Origin of the sequence: Streptomyces sp. NRRL S-87 (assembly GCF_000719335.1) — a bacterium.
Taxonomy (GTDB): Bacteria; Actinomycetota; Actinomycetes; order Streptomycetales; family Streptomycetaceae; genus Streptomyces.
The window spans coordinates 51,623-64,109 of the sequence record NZ_JOGB01000007.1 but is presented as its reverse complement, the minus strand read 5'-3'; the positions used below and the strand labels follow the sequence as shown (position 1 = coordinate 64,109).

The following is a 12,487-nucleotide window of genomic DNA, read 5'->3' as shown; positions in this document are numbered from 1 at the left end:
GCCGTGCGTCCCCCTATTGTGCGCCAGTCGGGTCAGCCCCTAAACGATTTCCGGGGCCAGCACCACCGGAGCATCCGGAGGACCCTCGTCGAGCAGTGTGCGCAGGAGCTCGGCGAGCCTGGTCGGGTACACCGTCTCACGGGCCGCCGACAGTTCCGCGGAAGTCCACCATCTCGCTCCGGCCACGCTGCGCCGCTCCAGCTCGGTGAGGCCTTCCATGGCCGTCTCCGTCTGCTCCGTGCGGGCCAGGAAGTACCACTCGTCCTGCTCCCAGCGCCGCCCGTCGAAGGGGAACTCGCAGTACCGCCGCCACAGCACCGGCCCGAGTTCCACGCGTGTGATCCCGGTCTCCTCGGCCAGCTCCCGCAGGGCGGCCTGCTCCGGGCTCTCCCCGCCCTCGAGTCCGCCGCCGGGCGTGAACCACCAGCTGTCGTCCGGGTCGGCCGGCTCGAAGCCGTGCAGGAGCAGGATCCGGTCGTCGGGGTCGAGCAGGATCACCCGCGCGACCTGCCGCGGCGCCCCGGAACCGCCGTGCCCCTCCGGGCCCGCCGCGCCTGCGGAGCCCGCCGCCTCAGCGGGCACCGGCCCGCTCCCGCTCGGCACCGCCCGCACGGCTCGTACCGCCGCGCCGCGCCGCGAGCTTCGCGACCGGCCCGTACGCCGCCCCGCCCAGCACCAGCACCGCGCCGAGCACGATCGCCGCGAGGAGGGCCTTGAGGGGGCCGGGCTCGGACACCCCGCCCGGCATGGCCGCGAAGGCCGCGGGCCGCTCCAGCATCCGCTGCTCGGACCAGGCCACGGCGTCCACCCTGGCCGTCACGGCCGAGCGCGGCACCGTGCCCTGGCCGGCCTCCTGGAGGTGCGCCCGGGAGTCCAGCGAGGCCCCCCGGCGGTCGCCGAGCAGGAACAGCTTCCCCTCGGGCACCTTCACCTCGAACGGCAGGTCGGACGCCATGCCGTGCTTGATGTCGAGGTAGGGCTCGTCCACCTGCTCGCCGTTGACCGTGAGCTTCCCGCCCTGTCCGCAGCACTTGACGGTGTCGCCGCCGACGCCGACGACGCGCTTGAGCATCGGCGCGTTGCTCCACAGGGAGTCCGTGAAGATCACGACGTCGCCGCGGCGCACCTGGTCGCCGTCCACCCGCTGCGCCAGCACCCGGTCCCCGGGCTTCACCGTCGGCACCATCGAGTCGGTCGGCACCGTGTACGGCTGGTAGAGCAGCGCCCCGACGGCGAATCCGCCGAGGAAGAGCACAAAGCCGACGGCCACGGCCAGCCCGGACAAGACATTGCCCAGGCCGCCGCGGCCGTCCTTGCGTCCGTTACCGCCCATCCCAGCGCCCCCACCTTCGGAGTCCGTCGATCTGGGACGGCACCCTACCCGTCGGTACCGACCTGCGTAAGCCGCCGCCGGCGCCAGAGCACCAGCGGAACCGCCGCCGCGACGCCCAGGCCGACCGGCGCGGCGCCCATGGCGGCCGACAGACCGGGCTGGTCGAAGGTGTCCGGGATCGGCAGGGTGGCCCAGCGGGTCACCGGCCACGCGACCACGACGGCACGGCCCACGACCTTGCCGTTGGGCACGAAGCCCTTGGTCTTGTCCTCCATGTGGTACCGGGAGTCGTACGAGTTCTGGCGGTGGTCGCCCATCACCCAGATGTGGCCCTTCGGCACCGTGACGTCGAACGGCTTGTCGTCGCACGGGGTGTTGCCGGGGAAGATGTACGGCTCGTCGAGGGCCTTGCCGTTGACCTTGACCGGGCCTCCCTTCGCGCAGGAGACGTGGTCGCCGCCGACCCCGATGACCCGCTTGATCAGGTCCTTCTCGTCGGCGGAGGGCATGAGGCCGATCTTGCTCAGGAACTCCTGGATCAGATTGGGCTGCGGCGTGGGCTCGCCCTCCAGCCACTTGTTCGGGTCGTGGAAGACGACGACCTCGCCGCGCTGCGGCTCCGAGCCGAACCACGGGGTCAGCTTGTCCACCAGCACCCGGTCGCCCCGCTGCAGCGTGTTCTGCATCGAGTCTGAGGGGATCGAGAACGCCTGGACCAGGAAGGTCTTGATCAGCAGCGCGAGGACCAGGGCGATGCCGACCAGGAGCGGCAGCTCCTTCCAGAAGGAGCGCTGCTTGCGCGCGGTGCCTTCGGCCGTGCCGTCACCGTCACCGTCGCCGGTCCGGTCGTGACCGTCACCGTCGGCGGGCCGACCGCTGTCGCCGTCCACGGCAACCTCCTGCCGTTCCTCGGGTTCCTCGCGTCCGGACCGTGCGCCGACCGCCACATCCCCCACGTCCACTCCTCACTCCTGTCAGCACGTGCGCCCGCGACCGATGCGCCGAGAGCGCTCCACTCCCTTAACGAGCGGGAGTTCCGCAGGGGTCGGGAGGTGACCAGTTTTCCAGGCGTTCCTGTGGACCACGCCCTGATCCTGGGTGTGGATCATGCCGTGATCCCGAGGGGACACCCTATGCGACCCGGCGGCCCCGGCGGCGCCCGCGCCGCGCGGGTTCCGGCACCTGCCGGAAGGTGGCCGGCACTTCCAGCTTGCGCCAGTGGTCGAAGGGCCAGGCGATCACCACGGCCCGCCCCAGGACGCCCTCCTGCGGGATCGTCCCGTGGAAGGGCTCGCCGAGGTGGAAGCGCGAGTCGGCGGAGTTGGCGCGGTGGTCGCCCATCACGAACAACCGCCCCTTCGGCACCTTCACCTCGAACGTCACCTCCGAGGGTGAATTGCCCGGGCTCACGTACGGCTCGTCCAGCGCGGTGCCGTTGACGGTGACCCGGCCGCGCGCGTCGCAGCACTTGACGGTGTCCCCGCCGACCGCGATCACCCGCTTGATCAGGTCCTGCTCGTCGGCGGAGGGCAGCAGGCCGATGAACGTCAGCGCCTGCTTGATCTGCTTGACGCCCACCGGGTCGGGCTCCACCCGCCGGGTCTCGCCGCGCAGCCAGCCGCCCGGGTCCTTGAAGACCACGACCTCGCCCCGCTCGGGCTCGGCCCCGAACCAGGGCGTGAGCTTGTCGACCAGGACCCGGTCACCGATCCGGATGGTCTGCTCCATCGACCCGGACGGGATCACGAAGGCCTGCACCAGGAAGGTCTTGAGCAGCAGGGCGATCAGCAGGGCGACCACCACCAGCAACGGGACCTCGCCCGCCGTCCTGGTGCGACGCCGCCGCTTGATCCGGCGGGCCAGCCGCCGCCGCTCGGCCCGGCCCGGCCCGGAGGGCGCCAGGGGCACCGAGGTTCCGGCCCCCGCCGCCGCCAGCCCGCCGGTCCGTCCCGCACCCGTGGGCGTACGACCGCCCGTGCGGCCGGCCGCGCGGCCGCCCCCGGGACCGTCCGCCGGGCCGTCCGTACGGCCGTCCCCGCGCCCGCCCGTACGACTGCCGGCCCGTGCCGCGGCACGGGGTCCCGGCTGCGGGTCGGGGGCCGCGCCGCGCGGCCGCCCGCGGCTACCCATGCCCCCCGCCGGTTCTCACGACGGCCCAGTGCGTGAAGGGCCAGCCGATCCAGTCGGCCCGCCCGATGACCTTGTCGACGGGCACCATGCCGCCGCCCGGGTCCCCGAGGTGGTCCCGGGAGTCGCGCGACTGCGAGCGGTGGTCCCCCATGACGAACAGCGTCCCCAACGGGACGGCGATGCGAAACGGGACCCGGGAGGGCGCGTCGCCGGGGTAGAGGTAGTCCTCCTCGACCGGCACGCCGTTGACCTTCACGCGGCCGCGCACGTCGCAGCAGACCACGTCGTCCCCGCCCACTCCCACCACCCGCTTCACGAAGTCGGTGTCCGCCGGCTCGGCGAGCCCGAGGGCGGCGGCCGCGCCGTGCACCAGGTCGCCCACCGGACGGCCGGGGGCGGGCTCCTGCACGAAGGAACCGGTGCCGTCGAAGACCACCACGTCACCGCGCCGCGGCTGGTTGCCGAAACGGTACGCCAGCTTGTTGACCAGCACCCGGTCCCCCACCCGGAGCGTCGGCTGCATCGACCGGCTCGGGATGAGGAAGGGCTGGACGACGAAATTGCTCACCAGCAGGAGGGCGCCCGTGCAGGCCACCCCCAGGAGCGCGGCGCGGCCCACGGTCAGCCGCCGGAAAAACGCGAAGCGCGGCCGCTCCCCCGCCGTCCCGTCGCCGGGATCGGAGGAGGAGCTGCCGCGCTGCGTGAGTCGTGCTTCGGTGTCCATCGGGGGCGAGCCTATCCGGCCGCCCCGGAGCACCGGAGCCGAGCTCAGTTGTCGCGCTTCTCCTTGATCTTCGCGGCCTTGCCGCGGAGCTCACGGAGGTAGTACAGCTTGGCGCGGCGCACGTCACCGCGGGTGACGAGCTCGATCTTCTCGAAGATCGGGGAGTGCACCGGGAAGGTGCGCTCGACGCCGACGCTGAAGGAGACCTTGCGGACCGTGAAGGTCTCGCTGACGCCCGAGCCCTGGCGGCGGATGACGACGCCCTTGAACTGCTGGATGCGGGAGCGGTTGCCCTCGATGACGCGGACGTGCACGTTGACCGTGTCACCCGGGCGGAAGGCCGGGACGTCGGAGCGCAGCGCGGCGGCGTTGACCTGGTCGAGCAGGTTCGACATGGTTTTTTCGTCTGCTTTCTTCGCACGACGCCACAGGCCGCCGGGCGGGAGTTCGTAGAGAGTCGGTAGCCGTTCCACCCGGTCCGCGACGGTCCCCCTGTGGCAGGAGCACGGTGCAGGCGTACAGCAGCCGCCTATTCTTCCACGGCGTGTGCCCGGCGCCAAAATCGGCCGTCGGGGGCGGGCTCCCAGCCCAGGATGCTCAGCGTCTCGCGGTCCTTCTTGTCGAAGGCGGCGGCCGGGGTGCGCTCGACGAGGTCCGGCCGGTTGACCACGGTCCGTGCGAAGGCCTGGTCCCGGCGCCACCGCGCGATCTTGCCGTGGTGGCCGCTGAGCAGCACCTCGGGGATGCCGCGGCCGCGCCACTGCGGCGGCTTGGTGTAGACGGGTCCTTCGAGGAGGTTGGCCATCTCGCCGGGCGCGAAGGAGTCGTCGCGGTGGGACTCGGCGTTGCCCAGGACACCGGGCAGCAGCCGGGCCACGGCCTCGGTGACCACCAGGACCGCGGCCTCGCCGCCGGCGAGCACGTAGTCGCCGATGGAGACCTCGTAGACCGGCATGCGGGTGGCGTACTCGTCCATCACGCGCCGGTCGATGCCCTCGTAGCGGGCCGGCGTGAAGATCAGCCAGGGGCGCTCCGAGAGCTCCACGGCGAGCTCCTGGGTGAACGGCCGGCCGCTCGGGGTGGGGACGACCATCACGGGGCCGTGCGCCCCGGACTCGTACCCGTCGGCCAGGACCGTGTCGAGGGCGTCGCCCCAGGGCTCGGTCTTCATGACCATGCCGGGACCGCCGCCGTACGGGGTGTCGTCGACCGTGTTGTGGCGGTCGTACGTCCAGGCGCGCAGGTCGTGGACGTGTACGTCGAGCTGTCCGCGCGCCCGGGCCTTGCCGACCAGCGAGACGTTCAGGGGCTCGAGGTACTCCGGGAAGATCGTGACGACGTCGAGCCGCATCAGGACGCGTCCTCGCCGGCGTCGCCGGAGTCGCCGGAGTCGCCGGAGTCGCCGGAGTCGCCGGAACCCGACTCGGCGTCACGGGCGGAGGCGATCACCGCGCGGTCGTCGATCAGGCCGGGCGGCGGGTCGATGACGGCGCGCTGGCCCTCCAGGTCGATCTCGGTGACGATCTCCTCCACGAACGGGACCATCACCTCGGTGCCGTCGGGCCGCTCGACGATGAAGAGGTCCTGCGAGGGCAGGTGCGAGATCTCGGTGATCCGGCCGATCTCGGTGCCGTCGGCGAGGACCACGTCGAGGTCCAGGAGCTGGTGGTCGTAGAACTCGTCCTCCTCCTCCGGCAGCTCGTCGGGGTCGACGTCCGCGATGAGGAGGGTGTTGCGCAGGGCCTCGGCCGCGGTGCGGTCGGCCACGCCCTCGAAGCGCAGCAGGAGGCGGCCGCTGTGCACCCGTCCGGTCGCGATGGTGAGCGGTCCGGCGGACGCGGGATCGGTCTGGAGCACGGCCCCGGGGCTGAGCCGCAGCTCCGGCTCGTCGGTCCGCACCTCGACGGTGACCTCACCCTTGATGCCGTGGGCGCGGCCGATCCGCGCGACTACCAGCTGCACGCTTGTCTCTCCTGTTCAGACGGCCCGTGGGAACCGGGCCGGGACCCCGTACGGCCGGGGCCGGACCCCCTGCGTCCCGGGACAGACGACGACGGGCCGGGGCGGGCTGCACGCCCTCCCCGGCCCGTGCCGGTGACTCTACTGATCAGCGGACCTGGTCCACGTCGACGAGGTCGACGCGGATGCCCCGTCCGCCGATGGCGCCCACGACGGTGCGCAGGGCACGCGCGGTGCGGCCGTTGCGGCCGATCACCTTGCCGAGGTCGTCGGGGTGGACCCGGACCTCGAGGACCTGCCCGCGGCGCAGGTTGCGCGAAGCGACCTGCACCTCGTCGGGGTTGTCGACGATGCCCTTCACGAGGTGCTCGAGAGCCTCCTCGAGCATGATCAGGCCTCGGTCGACTCGGTGGACGCGGCCTCGGCCTCGTCCGCCTTCTTCTCGGTCTTCTTCGACTTCTGGGTGATGGCCTCACCCTTCACGTCGTCACCCTCGAGGCCCTTGGCGAACGCCTCGAACGCGGCGCGCTTGTCGGCCTTCGGCTCGGCGACGAGCATCGGGGCCGGAGCCGGCAGGCCCTTGAACTTCTGCCAGTCGCCGGTGACCTTCAGGATGGCCAGCACGGGCTCGGTCGGCTGGGCGCCGACGGACAGCCAGTACTGCGCACGCTCCGAGTCGACCTCGATGCGCGACGGGTTGTACGTGGGGTGGTACAGACCGATCTCCTCGATCGCACGACCATCGCGGCGGGTGCGCGAGTCGGCGACGACGATGCGGTAGTGCGGCTGGCGAATCTTGCCGAGGCGCTTGAGCTTGATCTTGACTGCCACTGGAGTGGTGTCTCCTGGTCTTGACGTGGTTGGGCACAACGAGATGCCACGTGGGGTTGCGGTACTCGGGTGCCCGATGGACGCGTCAGCCGGAGGAGAGAGGGGTCCTATGCGACTGTCGAGTACAGCTAGCCATTGTGCCACACGCGTACCGCGCGCCCGTCATCGAGGGCCTGGGCGGCCAGGGCCGACGGCGTGGCCGTGCCCGCCCGGGACCGGCGCCGGGCGCCGGGCGCCGGTCCGACGTCAGGACGCCGCCGCGACCGCGACCTCGGGGATCCGGAACGGCTTCATGCAGCCGCCGCACACGATGGGCGCCTGGGCGAGCACCGACGGGACCACCCGGACGTTGCGTCCGCACTCGCAGACCGCCTTGACGCGCACGCCGCCGCCCGAGGAGCCGTGCCGCGCGGCCGGCCCGCGGAAGGAGCGCTTGGTGTCGGCGGCGGTGGCCGCGGTGTGCGCCTTCAGGGCGCGCTGGAGCCGCTCGATGGTCGGCCGGTAGCGCTTCTTCGCCTCGGGGTTGAGCGTGACCAGCGAGAAGCCGCTGCTGGCGTGCGGCTCGTCGGAGTGGTCCAGGCCCATCTCCTCGGCGATCGCGAGGAATCTGCGGTTGTGGTACCGCCCGGCGCGCGAGGTGTCACGCACCCCGCGGGCGGCTGCGATGCCGTGGACTGCCTCGTGCAGCAGTCGCTCGAAGGAGAGCTCGGCGCCGCAGGCGGACGAGGACTCTCCGATCAGGGACTCGGGCGCGGCAAGGTCGGGCAGCTCGGGGTGGTACCGCTGAATGTCGGCCCACGCCTGTGCCAGCTCTGCGGCGAGAACAGGTGGTGTCGTGCTCACGTCGTGACAACGACGCGGGGTGCCCCGGTGTTCCGATTCCGGGCCATTCCAAATTTTTTGCACGTACCAGTCAGTTCAGTCTCATGCGTCCCGACGAGGACGGGTACGCAGAACTCCGGAGGAGTCGGTACGTAAGGGAGTCCCCCCGGTCGGAACCGGAGGGACCCGTCCACGGGAGATCCGACGGGCGGGCGCCCCACCCACCGCAGGATCCGCCGCCCGGGGGAGGCGGATCCGAACGCGGATGCGGAAGGATCACTCCGAGATGCGTACGCGGCCGCGCGCGACCGCGTACGCCCTCGGCGTGCGATCAGTAGGAGCGCGCGACGATCGCCAGCGTGCCCGGGGCGTCGTCCGACTCGGGGACCGACCCGTCCTCGGCCACCAGGCAGCGCACCGTCACGGCCTGCTCGCCCAGCTTGGCCTCGCCCTCGGGGCCGAGGTCGGCCCACGGGATGCGCGCCCAGCCGCCGGCGACGGCGGCCTCGGCGGCCTCGTCGATGGTCGACACGTCGGTGGTACGGGCGATGCGGCGCTCGCGGGACTCGCGCAGCAGCTGCGCCTGGTCCTCCTCCAGCACCTTCGGCAGCAGGTCGGCCAGCGCGTCGATCTGCACGGCCTCCTTGCCGCCCGGGATCCGGCGGGCCAGCATGGCGGTGCCGTTCTCCAGGTCGCGGGGGCCGATCTCGATGCGCACCGGCACGCCCTTGAGCTCCCAGTCCACGGCGCGGCGGCCGAACGGGATGTCGGTGCGGTCGTCCACGTGGACGCGGATGCCGACGGCCTTCAGGCGGTCGCCCAGCTCGCGGACCTTCGCCACGGCCTCGTCGCCCTTGATGGCCATGACGACGACCTGGACGTGCGCCAGCTTCGGCGGCACCCGCAGGCCGTTGTCGTCGCCGTGCGACATGATCAGACCGCCGACCATGCGGGTCGAGACGCCCCACGAGGTCTGCCAGACGAACTCCTGCTTGCTGTCCTTGGACAGGTACTGGGTGTTGAACGCCTTGGCGAAGTTCTGGCCGAGCTCGTGGCTCGTGCCCATCTGCAGGGCCTTGCCGTCGCCCATCATGCCCTCGAGGGTGAGGGTGTTGATGGCGCCGGCGAAGCGCTCCTTGGGGGTCTTGCGGCCGAGCACCACGTCGATGCCGAGCACGTTGACCATGAAGTCGCCGTACACGTCGCGGTGGATGCGGGCGGCGTAGTCGCGGGCGTCCTCGTACGTGGCGTGGGCCGTGTGGCCCTCCTGCCACAGGAACTCGCTCGTACGGAGGAACACGCGCGGACGCATCTCCCAGCGCACCACGTTCGCCCACTGGTTGATCAGCAGGGGCAGGTCGCGGTAGCTCTGGACCCACTTCGAGAAGTAGTCGTTGATGATCGTCTCGGAGGTCGGGCGGACCACGACCGGCTCCTCGAGCTGCTTGCCGCCACCGTGCGTGACGACCGCGAGCTCGGGGGCGAAGCCCTCGACGTGCTCGGCCTCCTTGGTCAGGTAGGCCTGGGGGATGAACATCGGGAAGTAGGCGTTCTGGGCACCCGCTTCCTTGATGCGCGCGTCCATCTCCTGCTGCATCCGCTCCCACAGGCCGTAGCCGTACGGCCGGATGACCATGGTGCCGCGCACCGGGCCGTTGTCGGCCAGTTCGGCCTTGTTGATCAGGTCCTGGTACCAGCGGGGGAAGTCCTCCGCCTGCGGGGTGAGAACGGGTGCCTTTGCCATGGCGCGAATGGTACGGCGCGCGGGCGGTCGAGCGTGAATCGGGTCCGCGCGGCCTATGGACGAGGACCGCCGAACGCGCTTGCCTTGTCAACGGGGGCAGAGCGGGGGCATGGAAGGACGGGAGCGCTTTTGCCATGACACCGACGCTGGTCGCCCGGGACTGGGCGGAGATCCAGGAGCGGATGCTGGTGCCGCTGTACGAGGCGGTGTACGACCGGCTCGACGTGGCCTCCGGCACGCGGCTGCTCGGGCTCGACTGCGGCGCGGGGCTCGCCCTGCTGCTGGCCGCGGCCCGGGGCGCGGCGGTCTTCGGCGTGGAGGCCGACCCGGACCGGCTCGCGCTCGCGCGGGAGCGCGGGCTGGCCGCGGACCGGGCGCCGACGGGCGGCCCGTACGACGTGGTGACCGACTTCGCCGTGGACGGCTCCGGGGACCTGGCGGCCGTCCTGCCGCTGGTGCGCCGGGGCGGCGCGGTGGTGCTGGCGGGCTGGGGCCCGCCGGAGCGGTGCGCGACCGCGGCGGTGCTGGGCGACGCATGGGTGCCCCCCGCGCGCGACGCGCTGGAGCTGCGGGCGTACGCGGCGGGACTGGTGCCGGACGGCTCGGGTCGGGTGTTCTGCCCGTTCGGGTACGCGGACGCGGACTCGGCGGTGCGGGGGCTGCTCTCGGCGGGCCTGTGCGACGCCGGCGACCCGGACACCGTGGAGAAGGAGCTGGCGGAGGCGCTGCACCCCTATGTGCACGCGGACGGGACGGTGTGGCTGCCGAACCTGTTCCGGTACGTGGTGGCGCGGGTGCCCCAGGGCGGCGCCGCCGGCTGGACGCCCCACTGAGGCGCCGCGGTGGGGCGCTCCCGGTGAGGGGTCTCTTGGTGAGGGGTCTCCCGGTGAGGCACCCCCGGCGAGGGGTCTCCCGGCGAGGGGTCTCCCGGTGAGGGGTCTCCCGGTGAGGCACCCCCGGTGAGGCGCCCGCGGCAGGTGGCTCAGTCCGCGGACTTCGCTGGACGGGGGACGCCGGCGGCGGCGTAGGCGGCCTGCTCGTCGAGGCTCTCGTGGCGCATCAGGGCCTCGGCGAGGGCGTCGAGCTTGTCGCGGTGCTCGCGCAGCAGCCGGCAGGCGTGGTCGTAGCACTCGTCCACGATCCGCCGCATCTCGCCGTCGACCGCGTCGAGGGTGGCGGGCGCGGCGGAGAGCCCGTACGCCTGCTGGGCGTCGGAGGGGATGGCGGTCAGCCGTCCGACGCGGTCGCTCATGCCCCAGCGGCCGACCATCCCGCGGGCGATGTTGGTGACCTGTTCGAGGTCGTTCTCGGCCCCGGTGGTGACGACCCCGTAGACGACCTGCTCCGCCGCCATACCGCCGAGCGCGCCGATGATCCTGCCGCGCAGGTACTCCTCGGTGTACGCGTACCGGTCGGACTCCGGCGTCGAGAGGGTGACGCCGAGCGCGCGCCCGCGGGGCACGATGGTGATCTTCCGTACGGGATCGGCACCGGGTTGGAGCATGCCCAGCAGCGCGTGCCCGCTCTCGTGGTACGCGGTGCGCCGGCGTTCCTCCTCCGGCATGACCAGCGGCCGCTCGGCACCGAGCTGCACCTTCTCCAGGGCGTCGGAGAGGTCCGACTGGGTGACGGCGCTCTGCTTGCGCTTGACGGCGAGCAGGGCGGCTTCGTTGGCGAGGTTGGCGAGCTCCGCGCCGGTCATCCCGGGCGTCGTACGGGCCACCTGGGCGAGGTCGACGGCGCGGTCGAGCGGGATCTCACGGGTGTGGATCTTCAGGATCGCCTCGCGGCCGCCGCGGTCCGGCGGGGAGACCATGACGGTGCGGTCGAAGCGGCCGGGCCGGGTCAGGGCCGGGTCGAGCACGTCGGCGCGGTTGGTCGCGGCGATGACGACGACCCCTTCGGACCCGGAGAAGCCGTCCATCTCGGTGAGGATCTGGTTGAGCGTCTGCTCGCGTTCGTCGTGGCCGCCCATCGCGGCCCCGCCGCCGCGGGCCCGGCCGATGGTGTCGATCTCGTCGATGAAGATGATCGCGGGGGCCACCTTGCGGGCCTCGGTGAACAACTCGCGGACCCGGCTGGCGCCGACGCCCACGATCATCTCGATGAACTCGGAGGCCGAGGCCGAGAAGAACGGCACCCCGGCCTCGCCCGCGACCGCCCGCGCGAGCAGGGTCTTGCCGGTGCCGGGCGGGCCGGCCAGCAGCACGCCGCCGGGCATCCGGGCGCCCATGCGCCGGTAGGCCTCGGGGTTCTTGAGGAAGTCCACGACCTCGCTGAGCTCGTGCTCGACCTCGTCGATGCCGGCCACGTCGTCGAAGGTGGTGCGCGCGCCCTCCTGCAGTTCGACGGGTTTCGGGGGCGCCTTGCGGCCGAACGGGCCGCCGGCGCCGCCCATGGCCGCGCCCATGCGCCGGGCGACGAGCACCCACAGGCCGATGAGCAGCAGCATCGGGGCGAGGGAGATCAGGAGGTTGTAGAGGAAGCTGCGGTGCTCGACGACCGGGGAGGCGGTGACGGTGACGCCCTTGGAGGTGAGGCTCTGCCACAGGTCGTCGTCGGCGAAGACGGGGCGCTGGGTGGTGAACTTGGTGTAGTCGCCGTCGCCGCCGGGGATGGGCTGCTCCTTCTTGAGCTGGCCCTCGATGGCGTCGCCCTTGGAGTAGATCTTCGAGACGTTGCCGGCGGCGACCTGCTTGCTGAACTCGGTGTACGAGATGGTCGGCTCGTTCTCCTCCCCGACGAAGGACAGCACCAGGTTGGTGATGAGGTAGACGATCAGGGCGGTGAGGACCAGACCGCGCCAGCCGCCGGCCATGCGCCTCTTCGGGGGTGGTGGCGGAGCGCCCTCGGAGCGCCAGGGGGTGTCGGCCCGCGAGCGCGGCGGCACGGGGGTCGGGCTGGGCACGTCGGACCACCTCCTGCGTCGTGGGATCCGACATTA

13 protein-coding genes and 1 pseudogene are annotated in these 12,487 nt (G+C 72.2%); 1 reads left to right on the top strand and 13 read right to left on the bottom strand.

All coding sequences use genetic code 11. From position 1 onward, the window contains the following. Nucleotides 1-39: 39 nt before the first annotated feature. The 12 genes and pseudogenes from IF43_RS0106455 to proS all read right to left on the bottom strand — a co-directional run bounded on the left by IF43_RS0106455 (nucleotide 40) and on the right by proS (nucleotide 9,543). The gene (locus IF43_RS0106455) at nucleotides 40-582 is read right to left on the bottom strand and encodes an NUDIX hydrolase (RefSeq protein WP_030195167.1); all 543 of its coding nucleotides are present in this window, start codon (nucleotides 580-582) and stop codon (nucleotides 40-42) included. Continuing rightward, the gene (lepB, locus tag IF43_RS0106450) at nucleotides 572-1,333 is read right to left on the bottom strand and encodes a signal peptidase I (RefSeq protein WP_030195164.1); all 762 of its coding nucleotides are present in this window, start codon (nucleotides 1,331-1,333) and stop codon (nucleotides 572-574) included. Before lepB (IF43_RS0106450) ends, IF43_RS0106455 begins: the two co-directional genes overlap by 11 nt. 44 nt (nucleotides 1,334-1,377) lie before the next feature. Then, nucleotides 1,378-2,280, bottom strand: a complete 903-nt coding sequence (gene lepB / locus IF43_RS0106445) for a signal peptidase I (protein WP_030195161.1) — start codon at nucleotides 2,278-2,280, stop codon at nucleotides 1,378-1,380. Beyond that, a pseudogene (gene lepB / locus IF43_RS0106440) lies at nucleotides 2,189-3,268 on the bottom strand (signal peptidase I). Before lepB (IF43_RS0106440) ends, lepB (IF43_RS0106445) begins: the two are co-directional and overlap by 92 nt. Nucleotides 3,269-3,455: 187 nt before the next feature. After that, nucleotides 3,456-4,187 (bottom strand): signal peptidase I, encoded by a 732-nt coding sequence (lepB, locus tag IF43_RS0106435; RefSeq protein WP_030195155.1) that lies wholly within the window; start codon nucleotides 4,185-4,187, stop codon nucleotides 3,456-3,458. 44 nt (nucleotides 4,188-4,231) lie between these two features. Next, entirely contained in the window at nucleotides 4,232-4,582 is a 351-nt protein-coding gene (gene rplS, locus IF43_RS0106430; RefSeq protein WP_030195152.1) for a 50S ribosomal protein L19, read from the bottom strand. A 134-nt stretch (nucleotides 4,583-4,716) separates the two neighbouring features. Continuing rightward, on the bottom strand, nucleotides 4,717-5,538 hold the full coding sequence (gene trmD, locus IF43_RS0106425; RefSeq protein WP_030195149.1) for a tRNA (guanosine(37)-N1)-methyltransferase TrmD: 822 nt from the start codon (nucleotides 5,536-5,538) through the stop codon (nucleotides 4,717-4,719). Further along, complete coding sequence (gene rimM, locus IF43_RS0106420; protein ID WP_030195146.1) at nucleotides 5,538-6,149, bottom strand: ribosome maturation factor RimM; 612 nt, start codon at nucleotides 6,147-6,149, stop codon at nucleotides 5,538-5,540. The genes trmD and rimM overlap by 1 nt, the downstream gene beginning before the upstream one ends. A gap of 145 nt (nucleotides 6,150-6,294) precedes the next feature. Next, on the bottom strand, nucleotides 6,295-6,534 hold the full coding sequence (locus IF43_RS0106415) for an RNA-binding protein (RefSeq protein WP_030011889.1): 240 nt from the start codon (nucleotides 6,532-6,534) through the stop codon (nucleotides 6,295-6,297). A 2-nt stretch (nucleotides 6,535-6,536) separates the two neighbouring features. Further along, nucleotides 6,537-6,977: a 30S ribosomal protein S16 gene (gene rpsP / locus IF43_RS0106410; protein WP_030195143.1), complete on the bottom strand. Its 441-nt coding sequence runs from the start codon at nucleotides 6,975-6,977 to the stop codon at nucleotides 6,537-6,539. Between the two features lie 246 nt (nucleotides 6,978-7,223). Next, entirely contained in the window at nucleotides 7,224-7,820 is a 597-nt protein-coding gene (locus tag IF43_RS0106405) for a hypothetical protein (protein WP_030195140.1), read from the bottom strand. A 310-nt stretch (nucleotides 7,821-8,130) separates the two neighbouring features. Next, nucleotides 8,131-9,543, bottom strand: a complete 1,413-nt coding sequence (gene proS, locus IF43_RS0106400; protein ID WP_030195137.1) for a proline--tRNA ligase — start codon at nucleotides 9,541-9,543, stop codon at nucleotides 8,131-8,133. 134 nt (nucleotides 9,544-9,677) lie between these two features. On the opposite strand from proS, the gene IF43_RS0106395 reads away from it, so the two are divergent. Next, a complete protein-coding gene (locus IF43_RS0106395; protein ID WP_030195134.1) occupies nucleotides 9,678-10,376 on the top strand; it encodes a hypothetical protein in 699 nt (232 codons plus the stop codon). A gap of 149 nt (nucleotides 10,377-10,525) precedes the next feature. Here IF43_RS0106395 and ftsH read toward each other — a convergent pair whose 3' ends face one another. Next, nucleotides 10,526-12,451, bottom strand: coding sequence for an ATP-dependent zinc metalloprotease FtsH (gene ftsH, locus IF43_RS0106390; protein ID WP_030195131.1), 1,926 nt, complete (start codon nucleotides 12,449-12,451; stop codon nucleotides 10,526-10,528). Nucleotides 12,452-12,487 lie beyond the last annotated feature (36 nt).

Bases quoted from the DNA above. Each gene is read 5' to 3' on its own strand.
- lepB (WP_030195155.1), bottom strand. From the start codon at position 4,187: ATGGACACCGAAGCACGACTCACGCAGCGCGGCAGCTCCTCCTCCGAT.
- lepB (WP_030195164.1), bottom strand. From the start codon at position 1,333: ATGGGCGGTAACGGACGCAAGGACGGCCGCGGCGGCCTGGGCAATGTC.
- IF43_RS0106415 (WP_030011889.1), bottom strand. From the start codon at position 6,534: ATGCTCGAGGAGGCTCTCGAGCACCTCGTGAAGGGCATCGTCGACAAC.
- IF43_RS0106395 (WP_030195134.1), top strand. From the start codon at position 9,678: ATGACACCGACGCTGGTCGCCCGGGACTGGGCGGAGATCCAGGAGCGG.
- proS (WP_030195137.1), bottom strand. From the start codon at position 9,543: ATGGCAAAGGCACCCGTTCTCACCCCGCAGGCGGAGGACTTCCCCCGC.
- trmD (WP_030195149.1), bottom strand. From the start codon at position 5,538: ATGCGGCTCGACGTCGTCACGATCTTCCCGGAGTACCTCGAGCCCCTG.
- rplS (WP_030195152.1), bottom strand. From the start codon at position 4,582: ATGTCGAACCTGCTCGACCAGGTCAACGCCGCCGCGCTGCGCTCCGAC.